The sequence below is a fragment of the Arthrobacter sp. Hb9-2 genome, assembly GCF_059091165.1.
The window spans coordinates 1-20273 of record NZ_JBNHGJ010000046.1; the positions used below are offsets into that span (position 1 = coordinate 1).

Consider the following 20273-nt stretch of genomic DNA (forward strand, 5'->3'; position numbering starts at 1 on the left):
CGTTAATGTTGGCGAGGGCAGTAATGCCTACCCTTGCTGCACCTCCCAGAAGTGGGCTCTCTTGAATATAAGGAACTGCCTGTTGCCATAAGAAGAGTCGCGTCTGGGTATTATCGGTACGGCCAACAGCGGAATAGAAACTGGAGAGAGCATTTTCCAACCGTTCTATAAGCGCGAAGGCCAGCAATGGCGCACCTATCATTACAACGCTTATTTCTAGTCCGCTTCGCCTCTTCCGTACGAAGAAGAATATGAAGGCTGCAGAGAATAAAGTGGCCACCGTCGTCGCAGAGGGATAAGCGATAAGAGATCCTCCCATTGCTATAGCCATCAACACCTTCACGAAGAACGAGCCTTTGTGCTTAGGCATGCAGAGAACATATATTGCGATAAACGCCTTCTCGTGACTCAACATGACCAAAGGCCCCGTTTTATTCGTCACGAAGACTTCGAGAATGCAGAGCGCAGCAAATAGACCAGCCGCTATATATGCAAATGCCGCTGGTGCTTGCTGTGACGAGCCGCTACCGATTCCAATGCGCAGTAGCTGCATCACACCAACGAACCCTATTGTCAGGGGTACGGCGGCGACAACCAACGTGTCAGATGCCCACACCCCGTCTACAGCCGCAATGCAGACCAGGGCGAGAAGCCAGGCGCTAAAGGCGATAGCCAGCAGGGCTAGTAAGTCCGCCCGCGGAGTGCGCAGGGCAACACCACCTCGGAAGTCGATACCAATTGCAACTAATAGGGCTAGAAGTACTGGACCGTAACGCCAACTCGGCCCACCGGTTGTCCAATCAAAAAAATCGAGGGATACCAGCACCAGGGCGACAACTACCGTGAGAGGCATTAGAAGCCTTGAATTGCTGTTGTTTACCGGAGTTTGCGTCTTCTGCTGCGACGTTCCAGTTATGCGGCTAGGATCTCTATTCAACACTTGCTGCTCTTGGTTTTTGAATGCGCGCCCAAATGTTTAATCTTAGGACCTAACCCGGCAGCGACAGTTCGGAGAATGAGCCACACAAATTGAGTATTGCCGACCAAGTATCGCTTCCACAGGCGCTTCGGGTCAGATAGAAGTCGGAAAAACCACTCGGCTCCAATACGCTGTACCCACCTGGGCGCTTCTTTGACCGTCCCAGCGGCGAAATCAAAGGCTGCTCCGACACCGACGGCCGGAATTCCAAACGATGCAACAATTTCCTGTGTTATGAAGTCCTGTTTGGGCGTTCCCAAGCCGACCCACACAATGTCCACATCTTTGTCTCTGATTGCAAGCCGGCATTCATTGATTAGGTCCGAGTCAAGTGGCCGAAACGCTGGAGCATAGGAACCAGCTATTTCGATACCAGGATACTGTTCTACCAATCGTGCTTTGAGTTTCGATAATGTGCTCTCCGTAGTTCCGAGGAAAAAGTGCTTGGTTTTTTGTGGTAGCCCAAGTTCGATAGTCCTTCTAAAAAATGATGGCCCTCGTACTCTTCCTGCAGACCCGAAGCCGCTAAGCCATCTCATGCATGACACTATCGGCGCCCCATCAGGATAGTTTCGTCCCTCGTCGAGCATAAGGCTTAAGTACGCTGGATCTGAATTTGCCAAGACTACACAATACGCGTTGGCCAGCCTTATACCCAGTGGCTCTTTTTCTCCTGATGCCATCGCCAGAGTATCCAAAGCTGCAGCATCCAGCGTCGTAACGACAAATGGCACTCCCCCAACTACTGCGACCGGGCTAGTATCAACTTCCATTTCACTCCATATCTATCAACGATTTGCGAGACTCGGAGCGACATCAAACGAGTCTGCCCACTAGTCCGGACTCGTTGTTGGTCGCAACTAGTGAAAGCTGTCTGCGTGGTCGGCTAGATGATTTATGTGTGGGTTCTCCGAGCCCGCCCCGTTGGCTATCCGGCGTTCGTTACCCGACCTTTTCCGTCGTGGAATAATAGCTGTAAGTGTAGGCGTCCTGCCCTTTGGCAGGCATGTGATTTAGAACCAGGCCTAGAAGCTCGGCCTCAACCAAATCCAGCGAGGACAACGACTTCTGCAGGTCTTTAGACTTTACTTTTGAGGAACCAACCACCAGAACTACGCCCCCCACTTGCTGCGCAAGTACAACCGCATCCGTCACTGGAAGCAGAGGTGGGGCATCGATTACCACAGCATCAAAGGCTTCTTCCAACCGGTCAATAAGTTGTCTCATGGCCAGAGAACCTAAGAGTTCGCTTGGGTTCGGTGGTATCTGTCCGGACGTAAGGACCCATAGCTGGTCATCCCCCCACGGCTGCAGGAGGTCGCTGACTTCGGCTTCACCTATAAGGGCAGTAGTCAAGCCAGCATTCCTTTCCAAGCCCAGGTACGCATCCACGCGGGGCCGACGCAGATCTGCGTCTACTAAGACCACCGACTGCCCAGCCTGAGCCATGGCGATAGCAAGGTTGGTAGCTGTCGTGCTCTTTCCTTCACCCGGAAGCGAGGATGTGATTAAGACCGTTTTTGAGTTGCGATTTACGTGAGAAAATTGAAGATTGGTCCTTATCTGACGAAAAGACTCAGCTCTGGGGCTTTGAGGCCGGGACTGAGTAAGGAGCGGCCTCCTTGCTGCATCTGCGTCGAAGGAAATCCCTCCAAGTATCGGGGACTCGCTAACCATCCGTACATCGGCTTCGCCTCTGATTTTGGTATCCAAAGTGGACCGTGTTAGCGCAATAAGCCCACCTAAAATCAGCCCTAGAGCCCCTCCTAGCAGGAGGTTGAGACGAATGTTCGGTGAGGCAGGTGCGGTGGGAGCTACCGCCGGGGAAACAGTCGATATTTTCACCGGTGACAGCCCACCCTGTGATGGGGTCTCAAGGCTGTCAATGGTTTGGACTAGGCTGTCCCCCACGGCTTGCGCTATCGCCGCAGCTTGTACCGGTGACCCATTCGAGACACTGATCGTGATCAGAACTGTGTTGAGGCCCGCGCTCGCTTCGACACTTTTCGCCAGTTCTTGCGGCGAAACTTCTAACCCTAGGACATCTATTGCCGGCTGCAGGACTGCCGGGGTTCTAACTGTTTCAACGTAGGATTGGACCCTTGCCTGACTGAAGGTGTTTCCCTGTTGCAGCTCAGTTATCGAGCCGGCGCTTTGTATCGACACAAACAGCTGGGTCCGAGCCGTGTACTGAGGTGACACCGCCAGGGAAGCGCTGCCCGCAATGAGGATCCCCACAAGTACGGTAGTTACCACGATGGTCCAGTTTCGCCGCAGCATCCGAACGTAGTCACGCAGCTCCAAAATTTGGTGCCTTTCTTCAGTCGTTTCCAGCTTCAGTATTGCTGGAGGTTGCAAGGCCTCGCCCACGCGGCCTGGCTTGCTTGGCTGGCATTCACGCTCCAGGAGCACGTCCTAGGAGTAGGCCGCCTTCAACAAAGAAGTCATGCTTTCCTTTGTCCAGTTCCTTTGGGGCATAAAATCCTGCTGGTACGAGTCTTCCACCGCTCGTGCCAGTCTAATTCCCAAATCTTGCACGGGCTCAACCTCAACTATTAAGGCGTTTTCACCAGCCATCTGGGCGACTCCTCCAAGATTGAGGCAAACGACGGGGAGACCCGCGGCTGCCGCTTCGGCTGAAGCCCAAGGTGCCGTGTCATGAAGGCCGGGAAAAAGCAAAACGTCGGCTTGGACAAGATGGTTCACTATATCTGAATGATCGATCTGCCCCATCAGACAAACTCTGTCCCCGAATTTTGTTGCCCATTCTTCCAGCCCAGGACGTAGGGGACCGTCTCCGATAACAACGAGCCGCCATTCGTCGCCAAGTTGCTCGAAAGCCGACCTAACCAAAAACAAGCCTTTAAGGTCTATGAGTCTGCCTACGAAGAGAGCGACTTTACGCCCTGGTACACGTCGCTGCGTCTTGTAGTCCTCGTACGGCAAAACGCAATTGGAATGAAATAGAACTTCAGCGCCAGCCGGCGCACTTTTTTGAGAATCTTCATTCAATGCAATAAAGACATCCACTTTTCCCCGAAGGACCGACCTCACAAGTGAGCGACAAGTCTTGGTCGCCGCCCAGCGGAGCCCTTCCTTTAGGGCAAACTTTTTTGCCAGTCCCCTAAGCAGCGTAAGGGGCGGATAAGTATTTCCGCCAGCAGGTCCCCATACAAACCTGGCTCGGCGGGACAATCCAAAAATCACCGGGGGAAACATCCAGTCCGAGGCGAAAGTGGCATGATGAAAAACTCGGACGTTTTTTGATTCACGCCTAACTATGGCAGACGCCAATAGTATCCAAGCGATATATCTACGGTACGTAGACTTTGAACCGTCAAAGGGGGTACTAACTCGAACAACTCGTACGGGACACCGAAGCTTGCTTGCCGCCGACTCCAACGTTGGCGCATTCCCTGTCCGTGTAACAACGGTGATGCTATCCGCTAGTTCAGCAGCTGCTTGGAGGAGGGACCACCCAGCCCCAGACTCACTTCCTTGGGTAGGGTCGCAAGCATATGCCGAGAAAACGACATTCATATCCGAGGAAGTTTCATCTGCTGGCATTTGATTGCTTTCTAGGACTGGTGAACTGTGGCGTTCCCGGTTGGTGTTGAAATGCGTCTAGGCGAAACCTGCGCATCAGGCAAGTCCTGCTCCAAAAACCTAAATGTTCGTTATGGATTCCGAACTTCATTGCGTGGCCAATATTCGACTAAACACACGCTCTGTGGAATCTAGCCAGCAACTAGAGGCGAACGCCCGGTCGTAGTACTGACGCGCAGCTGCGGAAAGGTCAATACGTTCGGACGGTGTGGAGTTCAATATTGCAACCATTGCTTGCGCCAGTTCCCCGGGGTCCCCCGGTTCAACCAGGGTTACTCCTGCACCCACGAAGTCGGCCATTCCACCCACGCGCGAGGCTATAACTGGGGAACCGCAGGACAGTGCCTCGATCACCACTCTGCCGAAAGGCTCCGGCCATATTGACGGGACAACAACGCACAAAGCCTCGGACATGGCGGGGGCGATTATCGTCGGCTCTACAGCGCCGTGGAACATAACCCGGCCGTCGGAATGCCCTGGAGGTTTTGAGCATCCATAGACCTCGACTCTCAGCCGCGGATCGGAAACAAGGCTTACCGCACTGAGCAGTATATGCAGCCCCTTTTCATGTGAATCTCTGCCGACAAAAACAAAGGATGCTCTTCCACCCTTAGTTGTACCAACAGAACTCCGTGGATCAGGCCAGACCAAGTTAGGTCTAACAACTATACGTTCAGATTCTAGACCGGACGCAACAGCGATTGTTTTAACATATTCAGAAACAGCTATAAAAACATCGGCCACATTGTGCAGGTTAAATCCCTTTTGAATTACCTTAGCTAAAGTGGTTGCACTCGAGGCAGCCCTAGAATCTCTGTAGCATGCATGACGAACTCCGCTAAGCGGGACAGCTCGGCCTATACATAACTGACAGTCATTCCCTTCCCTGAAAATTGTGCCGGCGATACAACCGACGCGATAGTTTCTTAAAACTTGCACGACGGGAACTTGCAAAGACTTAGCAGCAAGAATGGCACTCGGCGAAAGCGCGGGAAAAGTATTGTTTACATATACGACATCAGGCTTGAAAGATCGCACGATCTGCTGAACGTCTTTATATACGGATAGGTTGAAAGTCATGTCTATCAATGATTTGAAAGGACCATTTTCAGCAAACTCACTGTTTGTTACAGTATAGTCTTCGACTTGGTACCCACACGATTCCAAAAACGCGCTTTCAGTTTTGTGACTTATGTCCTCTCCGCCGAGAACTCTATACTTGGCATGCATCGTCAAGACGCGCCTGGGGCCACCCTCTGCCTTATTTAAGCCGCTAGACAAGCAATACTCCTGATGAGTTGTCGGTTAACAGATCTGCAGATGTTCTTCGGGCAGATTGGCTCGGCTTTACAGACCCTTAGCAGCCGTGGTGATCGATGCCTCTAATTGGCCCGCGTCCGCCCACACGGTTACTAGTCTGACACACTCTCGTCAAGTGAGGCCGAGAGTGGTGGACGCTTGGGAGCAGCAGCCCAACGAAAAGAGTCACATTTTCGCATGAACCACGGCCCTGCAGTCTGACCAACTGCCCATGGGATACTCTTTCTCGCGACATACTATCTGTGGCGAAGGCACTGACACTTGCGGTCGGGTTCTGTCGCGAGACCACAACAATGGGGGAATCCTATGACAATGAGAGCGCTTATCACTGGCATCACGGGCCAGGACGGTTCCTATCTTGCTGAACTACTACTCAGCAAGGGATACGAAGTTCACGGACTAATTCGAAGGGCCTCAACCTTTAACACTGCACGAGTCGACCACTTATACGTCGATCCGCACGATCCTAAAGCGAAGCTGTTCCTCCACTATGGGGATCTCAGCGACGGAGCCCGCCTAGTCACACTGCTAGCTGAAATCAAACCCGATGAGGTCTATAACCTAGCTGCACAATCTCACGTACGCGTCTCGTTTGACGAGCCGGAACACACAGGTGATACGACGGGTGTTGGCACCATCCGTTTGCTTGAGGCTGTCCGGATGTCGGGAATTGAAACGAAGTTCTATCAGGCCTCTTCCTCAGAAATGTTTGGTGCAACGCCTCCCCCGCAGAACGAAGAAACACCGTTTTATCCTCGTTCGCCCTACGGGGCTGCAAAGGTGTATAGCTACTGGATTACGAAGAACTACCGCGAGGCCTACGGGATGTTCGCCGTCAACGGCATCCTCTTCAACCACGAATCACCGCGGCGCGGGGAAACCTTCGTCACTCGCAAGATCACTCGAGCAGTTGCCGCCATCAAAGCTGGAAAACAGGATCTGCTGTACATGGGCAACCTGGATGCTGTCCGTGACTGGGGTTATGCGGCGGAGTATGTCGAGGGAATGTGGCGAATGCTTCAGGCTGATGAGCCCGATGACTTCGTGCTGGCTACAGGCGGAAACTACACGGTGCGTGATTTCCTCCAGATCTCGTTTGAACACGCCGGCCTTAACTGGGAAGATCACGTCCGTTTCGACGAGCGGTACCTGCGGCCGACAGAAGTAGATGCCTTGGTTGGTGATGCGTCGAAGGCGCAGGAGAAACTGGGATGGAAGGCTTCAATCCACACTCCCGAGCTTGCTCGCATTATGGTCGATGCGGATATAGAGGCACTTAAGCATGCAGGTAACCACTGGATCGACCGCGTCTCTCTCGAAAGCTGGAAGAACTAGTGGCTAAATACGTGGGATTCGTTCCAACGGAGCTCGACCGCTCGTCCACGTTCTACGTGGCAGGGCATCGAGGGCTAGTCGGTTCGGCAATTTGGCGAAACCTCGAGCAAGAAGGATTTACCAAACTCATCGGTCGTACGTCCTCTGAGCTCGATCTCAAGGATCGTGAAGCTGTCTTCAAGTTTTTCACAGAAACAAACCCAAGGTATGTGGTTCTTGCTGCTGCGAAAGTGGGCGGCATCCTTGCCAACAATTCTTATCCCGTCGACTTCCTCAGCGACAATCTGAGGATCCAGGTGAACGTCCTGGATGCCGCTCGAGAGTCAGGCGTTGAACGGCTCCTCTTCCTAGGATCTTCTTGTATCTACCCGAAATATGCGGAGCAGCCCATTCGCGAGGAGTCCCTGCTGACGGGACACCTGGAGCCCACCAATGATGCCTACGCAATAGCTAAGATAGCTGGAATTATGCAGATACAAGCAATTCGTCGTCAGTACGGCTTGCCTTGGATCTCTGCCATGCCGACCAACTTGTACGGGCCTGGCGACAACTTCTCACTAGAAGGATCACACGTCCTTCCGGCCTTAATCCGCCGGTACGACGAGGCCGCTCGAGCAGGCGCCCCCGTAGTTACTAACTGGGGTTCTGGCACACCCAAGCGAGAATTTCTCCACGTAGATGATATGGCTTCGGCGTGCCTCCATCTGCTTGAAAACTACGACGGGCCGTCTCAGGTAAACGTGGGAACAGGCAGCGATGTTTCTATCAAAGAACTGGCGGATATCGTGGCGGACGCTGTCGGGTTTACCGGTGAGATTGCCTGGGATAGGTCCAAGCCTGATGGAACGCCGCGGAAACTCTTGGACGTTAGGAAACTTTCAGAGGCAGGTTGGACTTCGACAATTGGGCTTAAAGCAGGAGTCCGCTCCACCGTTGACTGGTACCGCGCTAACCTCATGCAGATTCGCAGTTAGCTAGCACCGGGCTTTCGTTAATTGCTTTGAAGTGGGGGACATCTAGTGAGTTCAAGCAGCGACTGGCGGGCAAAGTGCTCCCGTCAGTTGCGAGTAGTTGATGCCTTTGTCGTTGTTTGGGCTGTAGCAGGGGCATACATCATACGGTTCGGCTTTGAAACCGAACCTGTGATTCCTGGGCAGGAGATCAATTACATCTGGCTCTCCGTGGCAGTCGCTATCGTGTGGTGGCTAATGCTTGGGGCTTGGAACAGCAGACAAAGCCGGATATTGGGGGCAGGACCCGATGAGTACAAGAGAGTTGCCGCTGCTTCTTTGTGGTTATTTGGGCTTATCGCCATCGTGTCCTACGTCTTACGCGTGGATACGGCGCGAGGGTACGTGGGAGTCGCCCTACCCGCTGGCTTATTGGGCCTCCTTCTAGCTCGGTGGCTCTTACGGCAGCATCTGAGCGTCAACCGACAACTTGGTGAGAGTATGTCGAGGCTCCTTCTGCTCGGCGGTCCAAGTGCCGTAGCACACCTCGCACGTTCCCTGGAAACAGAGAAGCATGCCGGATATAAGCCGGTTGCCGTCTACATGCCAGGTAACCTGGAGGGTGTAGCAATCGAACCGGAATCAGGCCTTCCGGTCCTTGGCATAAGATCTGATGCCAATTCAATTGTTTCTGCCATTGAAGCCTGCGGTGCCGACGCTGTCGCTGTCTCCGCGGGCGTGCAACTGCATCCTCAGACACTTCGCCACTTAGGCTGGGAGCTGGCTGCACGGAATGTTGGACTAATCATGGCACCGGCGCTGACGGATATAGCAGGCCCGCGAATTCACACTCAGCAGGTTGCAGGGCTTCCACTCATTCACGTCACCACCCCTACTCTCGAGGGTGGACAGAGAGTGGCGAAGCGACTATTTGACGTTGTTGTGTCAAGCATTCTTATTGTTCTATCCCTTCCGGTCATGTTAGTCGTCGCACTGCTTATCAAGTCAGACAGCAAAGGACCCGTACTGTTCCGACAGCATAGGGTTGGTATTGAAGGTAAGCCGTTCCAAATGCTCAAGTTTCGATCGATGATTGTGGACGCGGAACAAAGACTCGCAGACCTTGAGGATAGGAACGAGGGAAGTGGTTTGCTCTTCAAAATGCGCAATGACCCAAGGATTACCCCTATTGGTACATTTTTACGCAAATTCAGTTTGGATGAACTGCCCCAGCTCTTCAACATCTTTCTTGGCTCCATGAGTCTGGTAGGGCCTCGCCCACCGCTTCCGTCCGAGGTCGCTGCTTATGAGCAGGACGTTCGCCGCCGGTTGCTAGTCAAACCAGGACTCACGGGCCTATGGCAGGTAAGTGGTCGCTCCAATCTCTCTTGGCAGGACTCTGTGCGACTAGACCTGTATTACGTAGAAAACTGGTCCTTGGCCGGCGACCTCTTGATCCTTATCAAAACCTTTCGTGCCGTTTTTCGCGGCTCTGGGGCTTACTGACTCAGTACCCCTTCACACCCCCTTCTGGGGGGAAGGAATATCTCTATGAAAATATCTGTCATTGGTTGCGGATACCTCGGGGCCGTCCATGCTGCATGTATGGCCAAAATTGGACATGAAGTAGTAGGCATCGACTTAGACGAAAACAAGATTGCCGACCTGTCCGCAGCTAAGGCTCCTTTTTATGAACCCGGGCTTGAGTCCCTCCTCCGCGAGGTACAAGAAACTGGACGATTGTCCTTCACAACTGATGTGTCGGCTGCCGCCAGCAGCGACGTGCATTTTATTTGCGTTGGGACTCCCCAGAAGAAGGGCGAAAACGGCGCTGACCTGACTTATGTGGACGCCGCCTTGGTAGCGCTGTTGCCTCACGTGAAGCCCCGAGACGTAATAGTAGGTAAGTCAACGGTGCCTGTCGGCACGGCTGCACGACTGTCGGCGTTGCTGGAGAGTCATGAACCGTCCTCCCATCTGGTGTGGAATCCTGAATTTCTTCGTGAAGGGCATGCCGTTACGGATACCCTGCAACCGGATCGACTCGTTTACGGTGTATTAGGTGGGTCAGAAGAGCACCCTGCGGTTGCTGTCCTTGATGAAGTGTATAAAGCGCCAATTTCAGCAGGGACCCCGCGACTGGTAACTGACCATGCAACGGCCGAACTTGTGAAAACTGCTGCGAACTCATTCTTGGCGACAAAAATTTCTTTCATCAATGCCATGGCAGAATTGTGTGAGGCAGCGGGGGCCGATGTTACCCAGCTGGCGGACGCTATTGGTATGGACGATCGTATCGGGCGAAAGTTCCTGAATGCAGGAATAGGATTTGGCGGAGGATGCCTGCCAAAGGATATTCGAGCATTTATGGCAAGGGCCGGCGAGCTCGGCGCCGACCAAGCGTTAACCTTTCTCCGAGAAGTGGACGCGATCAACATGCGTCGACGGACACGCGTCGTGGAACTGTCCCGGGAGCTTTGCGACGGCTCATTGCTAGGGAAGAAGATCACTGTGCTCGGCGCCGCGTTCAAGCCCGAAAGCGATGATGTACGCGACTCGCCCGCACTCAGCATCGCCGCCCAACTTCAGCTGCAGGGCGCGGTTGTGACAGTAACCGATCCTAAAGCACTGAGAAACGCCGCTCGCCGATTTCCGGAGCTCCATTACGAGCCCGACGCAGCCAAAGCAATCATGGCGGCAGATGCACTGCTTCTGTTGACGGAGTGGCAAGAGTACCGAGACCTAGATCCATACGAGGTTGCTGGTGTTGTTACTTCGACACGTATCCTCGACGGGCGCAACGTCTTAGATGCAGCCAAATGGAGGGCAGCAGGTTGGGCCTACCGTGGGCTGGGACGGCCTTAGCATGGCAGGAACGTGGGGCCGGTTCACGGGCCAGGACGAGGGCGCTTCCGGAGAGAGATGGATCAGCCGGCGCAGTCGAAGGCCATGGGTTTCTGCACTCATCAGCTTCGTAGTTCTTGCTCTTGTCTCGGGCGCCGGTGCTGCATGGTTGGCGACAAGAGCAGGGATCATCAGGGATGAACTGGGCGCGGCCAACGCCCTGATTTCCACCCTGAAAGCTGAAGTAGCTGGCCAGAACCCGGCCGGGGCAGCTGCAGCAGTGGACCAAGTACGAGCCCATACGGGTGCGGCTAAGACAGCTGCGGAAGATCCAATCTGGACCCTCGCCTCCGCCCTGCCAGGAATCGGACCGAACTTCGCGGTGGTTACGGAGGTGGCACGTTCTGCCGATGACGTCGCCAACCTGGGACTGGAACCCCTCGTAGAAGCTTTCGTCTCTCTCGACTGGAATGCTCTTGTGCCTAGCGAAGCAGGATCCAACGTAGGTCCCCTCAAGCTCGCTTCCCCATCTGTGACTTCTGCTGCCCATGCTGTTCGTGCGTCTTCAGCGCGACTGGATGCAATTGATACTAGTGCCGTCCTGCCGCAGGTTGCCGAGCCACTAGTCCAGGCTAGAGACCAACTTCGCGGCGTGACGGGGGCACTCACGGCAGCCGCTGATGCCTCGCAACTGTTACCTCCGATGATGGGCGCTGACACCCCTCGAAGCTACCTACTAATGGTCCAAAACAACGCGGAATCCCGTGCTTCCGGCGGAATTCCTGGCGCACTTGCCGTTATCGAGCTGCAAGATGGCAAGCTCTCGCTGGGCGCTCAAAGTAGCGCAGGGGACTTAGGGATCATGTCTCCGGTTATTCCTCTAGATGCAACGCAGCAGCAGATTTATTCGCCACGGATTGGTAAGTTCATGCAAGACGTGAACCTGACACCTGACTTCCCCACTGCAAGTAGCACAGCCGCTTCCATGTGGGAACAAAAGACCGGGCAGCGTGTGGATGGAGTCGTTTCGGTCGATCCAGTAGCTCTCAGTTACATTCTGCAAGCAACTGGCCCAGTTCGTTTAGGCGGGGCGGAACTCCTGGAACTGGCGTCTGTCGGACTACCAACGGAGTTAAACGGCCAGAATGTTGTCCCAACTCTACTTTCTGACGTCTATGCAAAAATCCAAGAACCACGGCTACAGGACGCCTACTTCGCCGGTGTCGCGCGCGAGATTTTCGGCGCCCTCTCAGGCGGGCAAAGCAATGCTGAAAGCTTGATAGCTGGCATCTCCCGCGCCGCCAGCGAGGGACGCATCTCTCTTTGGTCGGCATCTGATGTGGAACAATCGATTATTGCGAAATACCCCGTAAGTGGTTCCATTTCAGGGCCAAGCGTCTCGCCTGCGGAGTTCGGCGTCTACATCAACGACGGTACCGGCGCCAAGATGGACTATTACGTCAAGCGCACCGTGCAACTCATCAGAGAATGCCCAAAGGACGGCTACGAGGAAACTACCGTCCGCGTTACCAGCACGAACACTGCTCCGGATGATGCTGCAACGTCCTTGCCTGCATATGTAACGGGCGGTGGAAATTTCGGCGTTCCCCCTGGGACCGTCCAGACCAACATCGTGGCTTACGGTCCAGCCCAAGCCCAAGTGGAAACTGCGAAGCTGGATGGACAGAAGACGGAGTTCGCCCCCCATATTCATAGCAACCGGCCCGTAGGCATCCTGGCCATCCGTTTGGCTCCTGGTGAGAGCCGAACCGTCGACTTCACATTTGGAAAAATTGTCCAGCACTCGGAACCTAACGTCGTTGTCACGCCAACCGTTCAAGATGTAAAGGACGTGACTTTGCCCACAGAAAATGCCGCTTGCGGCTAAGAAGTGGACTCGGCGTTAACACTATGTAAACCGTCTTGATTGACATTGCTCACAAGCTGGCTCAGGTGATAACGTCTGTCTTGGGATCATTATCCGTAGTTCCGCACAGGTCTCGTGTGGAGAGGAAAACTTCCTCAAAATCGGGTACACCAAAACTTAAACGTCTCCGGGGGGACACTCATGAAGAAAACTCTTGCAGCACTCGCGCTTGCTGGCTCCATCGCCCTGATCGGCTCGGCTCCTGCCGTTGCCACCACCTACCCCGCGCTTCCGCCGCAGGCTGCTGTTTCTGACGGCGTCGTAGGCCCGGGCGAAAGCTTTGTCTTCCGCGGCCAGGGCTTCCGCGCCGGTGAACCGCTTATCATCCGCGTAACGCCCGGCCAGGCTCCTGCTTCCAACGGCGCCAACATTGCGGGCGGCCGTTCAGTAGCAGCACGAATCAGCGTCGTTGCCGAAGCGCAGACCCTGCAGGCAACCGCTGACGCCCAGGGTGCAATTTCCCTGCCGATCGCTATCAGCGAAGCTGGCACCTACTCCATCACGGCAGAGGGCGTCGAGTCCGGCGTCGTTGTTGGCCCCGTCACGGTTACCGTGGCAGCTTCCCTGGCCAATACCGGCGGCAACGCCGGTGGCGCTCCACTGGCCAACACTGGTTCCGGTCTCGCCAACACGGGGGCCGACTCCGGTCTGGTTCTCTGGACCCTGGTTGGTGCAGGCGCACTGGCTGCTGGCGCAACCTCGGTGGTAGTTGTTCGCCGCCGCGCCAAGGCTGAGGTCGCTGCATAACGGCAACGCCAATAACCGCCGAAGAAGGTGGGTGTTCTCCAGAAATGGGAAACACCCACCTTCTTCGTTTAGGATTTCGAAAGAACCTAGCCGCCAGTCGGACGGCTTGGCTGTGGTATCAATATGAACTATGGGGAGACATTGGCGGCGAGCACCACGGCAGTACGACTTCTCTCTACCCCTACCGGGCCCTCAGATGCTCAGCTACGCCCTCCTTGCGCTGCTAGCGGTTGCCGCCATTGGCATCGCAGCATTAGCCCTTTTGAGGACCGCCTGAGGGCGATGTGAAGCTTCTTCAGAGCTACCGGCTGTGGCGTCTGATCCTTTCGGCCATGATGGTTCCACTGGCGCTCGTCGCCTTCTGGCCCACCCCCGTAGACCAACCAATCCAAGGCCTGCTGGCCCGCATCCTCCGATCCCTCCACCGCAACGGAATTCCGGACTGGTTCAGCTACAGATTCGTAGAAGCTTCAGCCAACATTTGGCTATTTATACCCATCGGGTTCGTAAGCTCGCTTGCTTTTCCAAAAAAGGCTTGGTGGCGGGTTGGTGCCTTCGGGCTGCTACTTTCCGGCACTATGGAGCTGGGTCAGCTCCTGTTTCTTCACAACCGCTTTGCAAGCCCCCTGGACCTCATGACAAACACGTCAGGGGCAGTCATAGGCGCCCTGCTGGCCGCTGGGGCGGTCAAAAAACTAGAGGCCCGCCGCCTTTCGGCAGCAGACCTCTAGAAGTGGGTAGACCGTCAGCTAGTTGACGAAGCCCTTCATCCAGGTCTTGAGGTCCTCGCCGAACTCAACGCGCTCGGACGCGAGCGTGATGACGGCCTTCAGGTAGCTCAGTTTGTCTCCGGTATCGAAGCGGCGGCCCTTGAAGACCACTCCGTACACGCCGGAGCCTTCGCCCTCGCCGGCGGCCAGGGTCTGCAGGGCATCCGTCAGCTGGATCTCGCCGCCCCGGCCCGGCTCCGTCTTCTCCAAAATCCCAAACACGGACGGGTGCAGCACATAGCGGCCGATGACAGCCAGGTTGGAGGGAGCCTCCCCCGTGGCCGGCTTCTCCACCAGGCTGTTCACGCGGACGTAGTCTTCGCCGTCGACTGCGGCGATATCTGCGCAGCCATAGGCGCTGATTTGGGACGGATCCACCTCGATCAGGGCGATCACGGAACCGCCGGTCTTCTGCTGCACCTCCATCATGGTGGTCAGCAGGTCCTCAGCCTCGTCAATGAGGTCGTCTCCCAGCAGCACTGCGAACGGCTCGTTGCCCACATGCTGGCTGGCGCACGACACCGCGTGGCCCAGGCCCTTGGCCTCGCCCTGGCGGACGTAGTGGATGGGTCCCAGCTCCGAGGCGTACTGGACGGACTCCAGCTTGTCCTTATCCCCCTTGAGCTCCAGCGCGCGCTCCAGGCCCGGCTCGCGGTCGAAGTGGTCCTCCAGGGAGCGCTTGTTCCGCCCCGTGATCATCAGGAGGTCGGTGAGGCCGGACTTCACGGCTTCCTCGACGACGTACTGGATGGCGGGCCGGTCAACAACCGGCAACATTTCCTTCGGCATTGCCTTGGTGGCGGGCAGGAAGCGAGTCCCCAATCCGGCAGCAGGAATGACGGCTTTGGTGATAGCTTTCCCCGTAGTCATAGCTGAACCTTACAAATCAGCGGTAGATAAAGGCAATTTCTGGCTGGCCGCTGAGCTTCGACCAGCTCAACCACCGATGTTCCTGAGGTCCCGCACGATTCGTGGCGCAGAGCGTAGGAACCGGGCCCATCTGGCACGATGCTGCGAGAGCCGTCCCCGGAGCGACATGTCCGCGTAGATGTTCCCACTCAGGAAGACGTCCGGCCGCGGGAAGACAGCCCGCCACAACATCTTTGGTTTCTGACCCCACGGCCCCTGTGCAATGGCTATGAGCCTTGCACTACCCGGTTCCTTGGCCATCAGCCGGTTGTGCCATTCCATGGATGGCTCCGGCCACTCTGGCAGGGCCTTTTCAGGGAGTAGATCCTCGAGAAAAGGCTGCATGGCCGCAAGGGAACTAGTGGCCGTGGCGATGTCCAACACTGCGGACGCGCGCGATTGCCGTTCCGTGAGGTGCGCCAGGAATTCGAGCTCCTGCCGGCAGGCAGGAAAATGAGGAGACCGGAGGGCGTGCAACGCAAGGATCAGGATTCCCAGCGCCGCTGACGGGATGCGCACCTTCTGTCCGGCAAGCTCCACGCAATCTGTATTTGCCCACATCACCTCGAAACAATCCATTGCCGGACTTTCCATCCCCGGGAAGCGGAAATGGACATCGATACAACACGGCCACTCCGGGTGGTGCAAGGTCACCGCGTGCTTCGGAAACGTCCTGCTGTCCGGATCCACGGGGCGTTCCCGCCAGCCCCGCTCCCGCAGGCCTTGCACCATGTGCTCCAGATTGGAGGGTGAGACGAAAACGTCCACGTCGGTTGACGTTTTAGGCTGGCGCAGCCCTTGTATCACGCTGGCCGGCCCTTTGATGAAGAAGGCGCGGATGCCCAGGCTTTCCGCTACCCGTGCCACCAAGGTGTGGCACAGGAGTACGCCCTCAGGAATGCTGAGCTGTGCTTGATTGTCCGCGTCCGACATATCCCTAGTCCTTGGCCCTGCGCCCGCTGGCCAGGGCTTCCAGGACGCCTTCAGCCCCGCTGTCATGCGCGGGGGTGATGGGCTGCGGCTCGACTCCCAATGCCGGCGCCGGCCTCGGCGCAGCGGTGTACGTTCCGTAGTACGTGTAGGCATCCGTTCCCTTGGTTGGCACGTAATTGAGCACGGCCCCCAGGATCCTGCCCTTGACCTTCTCCAGGTTCCCCAGGGACTGCGCCAGCTGCTCCTGTGTGGTCCTGCCCGTCCGGATCACCACAATCGCTCCATCTGCTGCGCGGGAAAGGACGGCGGCGTCGGTGACGGGCAGCAGCGGCGGGGCGTCAATCAGGACAATTGCATCTTCGGCCAGCGCATTGAGCATGTTCGTCATGGCCCGGGACCCCAGCAGCTCGCTGGGGTTCGGCGGGATCCGGCCGGAGCCAAGGACTGAAAGGTTCGGCAGCGCACCCCAGGGCTGGAGGACATCCGCCAGCTCGGCGGTGCCTGTGAGGACATCGGTGACCCCTGCTCCCGGAACCAGGTTGAAAACATCCACCAGCGTGGGCCGGCGGAGGTCGCCGTCGACCACCACCACGTTTTCTCCGGCGGCCGCCAGGGTGACCGCCAGGTTGGCTGTAACGGTGGACTTGCCTTCTGACTGCACCGAGCTTGTGACCACGATGATCCGCGGCGGCTGGTCCACGTCGAGGAAGCTGATATTGGTGCGCAACTCGCGCAGGGCCTCCCCCATGGCTCCGCCGGCGTCGTGGACCTGCATTCCTGTGCCAGCATCCAGGATGGTACTTCTCTGATCCAGGCGGTGGTCCACGGGAAGGGTTCCGATCACGGGGAGGCCGAAGAGCCGTTCGATTTCCGCGGCCTTCCGGATGCGCCGGTCCAGGTGCCGGCGGACCACCGCATAGGCGACACCGAGGGCCAGGCCGACGAGTGCGCCCAGAGCCAGGTTGAGCTTGGTGTTGGGTGAGGTAGGGCTAGTGGGGAGAACTGCCTTGCCCAAAGGAAGCACCCGGACAGCCGTTGCCGTAGCGTTTGCCGGCGGCTCCGTGCCGGGCGTTGCCGCCGTGCCGGCGTCCGCGGCTGCCTCGCCGGCGGGTGCCGTTTCGATCGCTTCCACCTGGGCGGCGAGGCCGTTGACCCAGGCGTCGGCAACGCGTTGTGCGGTGGCAGGGTCCGTGGACTGAGCGGTCACCCGGATTTCGGCGGTGTCCAGCGGAACCTTCACGCTGATGCTGCCCAGGAGGGCGTCTGCACTGGTATTCATCTCCAGTGCTTGGATGACCCGGTCAGCCACAAGCCGGGATTTCGCCACCGACTCGTAGTTTTTGACCTTGGCCTTGGCCAAGCTGTCCCCCGCGAGCGACAGGCTGACGTTGTCCGAGCCCGGCGTGACCACGATGCCGCTGGAATCTGAAGCGTAGATCTTGGGCTGCAGGACAGTCCAGCCCGCAGCTGCCAGGGTGGCCAGCAGGGTGAAGGCGACAATCGCCTTCCAGTAGGCCCGGAGCATGCGGAGGTAGTCCGTCAGGTCCATGCCAACGGGCGCTTCCGGGGGCGCGGCTGTGGTGCTCACAGTGGTTCCTTCCACTCAAGTTCTTTGTTTCCTGGCCGGTGTTCGTGACCGAAATGCTGGTCGGGTGGTCCCCCACCCGTTGGCGCCTACTCGCCGCCCTGTTCCAAAACTGATGCAGCGATGAGCTGCTGCACGGCCAAGGCGACGGCGTCCCGGTAGCCTTCCGGCGTGCCGTGCACCTCCCCCACGGCTTCAGCGAGCTGATCCGGCAGGAGTGGACTGGCGCATGCTGTCCAGATCGTTGGGCCGATGCCGCTGAGCCGGACGATCTGGTTGTCCAGCATGACCAGGAGGTCGCCACCTATGGCGACGGCATCCTTTGCTGCTGCCCTTCGGATGTAGCGGTCCCGAATGGGTCCCGGCCTGATGTCTCCAGCCGCGCGCGCTTCCCATTCAGGCACTACCCCGTGCTGCTTCTGCGGCTGCGTCCTGAACAGGGGGTCCAGGGCTGCCGGCAGATCGGCGGCTTCCGAGTAGGTCACCTGCCGGACTCCCCCAACGCTGTCTATCAGGCGGCAGAGCGACTGCAGCGGTTCCCGGATGTCCCCTTGGGAAGACGAGTCCGGGATCAGGGCGAGTACGGCATCGGCCAGCGGAACCCTCTCCAGCACCGGGGCCACCGGGTGGTCACTGTGAACGCGGTTGAGGAGAACGATGGACTGGATGAAGGGCAGGGCTGGAGCTGGCTGAAGGCCAAGCTCGCCCGGTCCCACCTGGCGTTTGGGTGTTCCCGGCCGCTGCTTTACGGACAGCGGCTTGGGATACGGAACCACCGAGCCGTCCGGGCGGATGGCCACCGTTTCGTCCGTGACATACCCATAGGTCTTGGCCAGCACGGACGACGCAGTGGTTTTCCCCGTTCCCGACTTCGCCACGAGCGCCACCACCGCCCCCGTGGCCGGGTGGGCCACCCCGCAGGCGTGCAGCATTGTCAGCCCGCCTGCATTGGCCAGGATGGCTTCCACTGTGAGCCGGGACGTGAGGCTCTCGGCCAGCTCCGCAAAGGAGGCGGCCCGCACGTGGAACATCCCGCCGTCGTGCTTCAGCGACCTGCCGATGACTATAGCGGTGAACGGCAGGTTGTCCGTGGGCTCCATTGGCGGCGGCGGAAGCACTGGCTCGTGGCTGCTGGCACAGCGTGCCCAGGCCGAACTCATGCTTTCCCGCTGCTGCCAGGTGACCGTGCGGCCCCAGCGGACAGTGAACTGCCTTCCCAGGACCTCCAGGCACAGCAGGTCACTGCCTCGCGCCAATTCCTCGAAGAGACGTTGCTTCCACGCCACAACTGCATTTCCCATTGTTCCCGCGACCCTGAACGGTTAGCGCGACGCGTCGGGGGCAGCCTCGATGAGGCGCTGGGCCTCGAGGCTGGCGAGGAAGCGTTCCACCTGGCAGTGCATCTGTCCTGCCTGATCCTCGAAGGTGGCCTCAAGTTCAGCAAGGATGGACTGCTGTGTTCGCCGGCCGTCGATCAGGTCCCAAATGACTGCTGCCGGTCCTTCCAGGACCACCGGCTGGTTTGCGTCCAAATGGAGCAGGGCAACCCGTCCCGGGTGTTCGGTGCGGGCTACGGCCACCAGGCCGCCTCGTTTCCAGACCATCGTCAGTACGTGATTGTGGGGTTAGTAGTGGTCGGCGAAAGTGAGAGCGTGCCCCCGCCGCTTCTTGTGAAGACGACGCTCGTGGTCATCTCGTAGGAGTACGTCACCTTATTCGGCTTCGGCGGCTTGACGGATTCGTAATGAAAGAGGATGGAAAAATCCACTGTTTGAGCGCTGTTGATAGACCCGGAGTAGGAAAAGGACGCCGTGGATCCGTGCAAGGTGAATGCGCTCGGCGACGAAACAGTGGCAGGACCGAGCGACTCAACACCGATCCCCGCGAGCACGGTGCCGACCGGCTTCAGGGATATTGTCACGCTGATAGTGCCGGTAAAGGAGGAAGCACCCGCGTTTTTGATACTCAATGTTGTGGGGTGAGTTCCAGTGATTGTTGGGTTGCCGCCACCGACCGTAGAATACTGCGTCCCGGTTCCAGACCAAGTCGCCGTTGCGTTGATCGGCGTTGGCGTCGGTCCCGGTGACGCCGATGCCGGCGGCGCCGCCACGGTTGTCAAGATAACGGGTACCGACCACGCCACTCCTGCCATCACCCTGCGGCGGCTGAAACCGTTCTCTTCCCCGCTGGTGACCTTTTCGTTCAGAACCTCAGACAATGATGCCCCCGTTGTAGTCTTCAACCGCGGCAGCCCTTTAGGAGTGGCAGCGGGAGTTTGCCGAGCAGGTTGGCCCGGCCCTGCCTACTCTTCCGAACGAGACTTAAGAATCCTGCAACCAACCTGCAAGGTTGGGTCAAGATCTGCTGT

18 protein-coding genes are annotated in these 20273 nt (G+C 57.4%); 7 read left to right on the plus strand and 11 right to left on the minus strand.

Translation table 11 applies throughout. The features are described from left to right. The 5 genes from AC5RV1_RS19310 to AC5RV1_RS19330 form a co-directional block, all read right to left on the minus strand. On the minus strand, window positions 1–853 hold an 853-nt coding region (locus AC5RV1_RS19310; RefSeq protein WP_493995669.1), incomplete at its 3' end, for an O-antigen ligase family protein. Between the two features lie 80 nt (window positions 854–933). After that, entirely contained in the window at window positions 934–1752 is an 819-nt protein-coding gene (locus AC5RV1_RS19315; RefSeq protein ID WP_493995670.1) for a WecB/TagA/CpsF family glycosyltransferase, read from the minus strand. A gap of 169 nt (window positions 1753–1921) precedes the next feature. Continuing rightward, window positions 1922–3391, minus strand: coding sequence for a tyrosine-protein kinase domain-containing protein (locus AC5RV1_RS19320; protein ID WP_493995671.1), 1470 nt, complete (start codon window positions 3389–3391; stop codon window positions 1922–1924). A 3-nt stretch (window positions 3392–3394) separates the two neighbouring features. Beyond that, window positions 3395–4009 carry a glycosyltransferase gene (locus AC5RV1_RS19325; protein ID WP_493995672.1) on the minus strand — a complete coding sequence of 205 codons (615 nt, stop codon included), beginning with the start codon at window positions 4007–4009 and terminating at the stop codon, window positions 3395–3397. A 663-nt stretch (window positions 4010–4672) separates the two neighbouring features. Continuing rightward, the gene (locus AC5RV1_RS19330) at window positions 4673–5815 is read right to left on the minus strand and encodes a glycosyltransferase (protein WP_493995690.1); all 1143 of its coding nucleotides are present in this window, start codon (window positions 5813–5815) and stop codon (window positions 4673–4675) included. A gap of 396 nt (window positions 5816–6211) precedes the next feature. Between AC5RV1_RS19330 and gmd the strand changes: the two genes are divergently transcribed. The 7 genes from gmd to AC5RV1_RS19365 all read left to right on the plus strand — a co-directional run bounded on the left by gmd (window position 6212) and on the right by AC5RV1_RS19365 (window position 14439). After that, entirely contained in the window at window positions 6212–7240 is a 1029-nt protein-coding gene (gmd, locus tag AC5RV1_RS19335) for a GDP-mannose 4,6-dehydratase (RefSeq protein ID WP_493995673.1), read from the plus strand. Then, complete coding sequence (locus tag AC5RV1_RS19340) at window positions 7240–8214, plus strand: GDP-L-fucose synthase family protein (RefSeq protein ID WP_493995674.1); 975 nt, start codon at window positions 7240–7242, stop codon at window positions 8212–8214. Before gmd ends, AC5RV1_RS19340 begins: the two co-directional genes overlap by 1 nt. Before the next feature lie 45 nt (window positions 8215–8259). Then, window positions 8260–9696: a sugar transferase gene (locus AC5RV1_RS19345; protein ID WP_493995675.1), complete on the plus strand. Its 1437-nt coding sequence runs from the start codon at window positions 8260–8262 to the stop codon at window positions 9694–9696. A 45-nt stretch (window positions 9697–9741) separates the two neighbouring features. Next, window positions 9742–11055, plus strand: a complete 1314-nt coding sequence (locus AC5RV1_RS19350) for a UDP-glucose dehydrogenase family protein (RefSeq protein WP_493995676.1) — start codon at window positions 9742–9744, stop codon at window positions 11053–11055. 148 nt (window positions 11056–11203) lie between these two features. Then, the gene (locus AC5RV1_RS19355; protein WP_493995677.1) at window positions 11204–12922 is read left to right on the plus strand and encodes a DUF4012 domain-containing protein; all 1719 of its coding nucleotides are present in this window, start codon (window positions 11204–11206) and stop codon (window positions 12920–12922) included. A gap of 180 nt (window positions 12923–13102) precedes the next feature. Continuing rightward, window positions 13103–13708 carry an LPXTG cell wall anchor domain-containing protein gene (locus AC5RV1_RS19360; protein ID WP_493995678.1) on the plus strand — a complete coding sequence of 202 codons (606 nt, stop codon included), beginning with the start codon at window positions 13103–13105 and terminating at the stop codon, window positions 13706–13708. Window positions 13709–13992: 284 nt separating this feature from the next. Next, window positions 13993–14439, plus strand: coding sequence for a VanZ family protein (locus tag AC5RV1_RS19365; RefSeq protein WP_493995679.1), 447 nt, complete (start codon window positions 13993–13995; stop codon window positions 14437–14439). 18 nt (window positions 14440–14457) lie between these two features. Here the strand turns inward: AC5RV1_RS19365 and galU are convergent, their stop codons facing one another. The 6 genes from galU to AC5RV1_RS19395 form a co-directional block, all read right to left on the minus strand. Next, a complete protein-coding gene (gene galU / locus AC5RV1_RS19370) occupies window positions 14458–15348 on the minus strand; it encodes a UTP--glucose-1-phosphate uridylyltransferase GalU (protein ID WP_493995680.1) in 891 nt (296 codons plus the stop codon). A gap of 66 nt (window positions 15349–15414) precedes the next feature. Continuing rightward, complete coding sequence (locus AC5RV1_RS19375; protein ID WP_493995681.1) at window positions 15415–16320, minus strand: nucleotidyltransferase family protein; 906 nt, start codon at window positions 16318–16320, stop codon at window positions 15415–15417. A gap of 4 nt (window positions 16321–16324) precedes the next feature. After that, window positions 16325–17908, minus strand: a complete 1584-nt coding sequence (locus AC5RV1_RS19380) for a tyrosine-protein kinase domain-containing protein (protein WP_493995682.1) — start codon at window positions 17906–17908, stop codon at window positions 16325–16327. Between the two features lie 86 nt (window positions 17909–17994). Continuing rightward, a complete protein-coding gene (locus tag AC5RV1_RS19385; RefSeq protein ID WP_493995683.1) occupies window positions 17995–19206 on the minus strand; it encodes a hypothetical protein in 1212 nt (403 codons plus the stop codon). Between the two features lie 21 nt (window positions 19207–19227). After that, window positions 19228–19509, minus strand: coding sequence for a PqqD family protein (locus AC5RV1_RS19390; RefSeq protein WP_493995684.1), 282 nt, complete (start codon window positions 19507–19509; stop codon window positions 19228–19230). Window positions 19510–19511: 2 nt separating this feature from the next. Continuing rightward, window positions 19512–20123: a hypothetical protein gene (locus tag AC5RV1_RS19395; protein ID WP_493995685.1), complete on the minus strand. Its 612-nt coding sequence runs from the start codon at window positions 20121–20123 to the stop codon at window positions 19512–19514. Window positions 20124–20273: the final 150 nt, after the last annotated feature.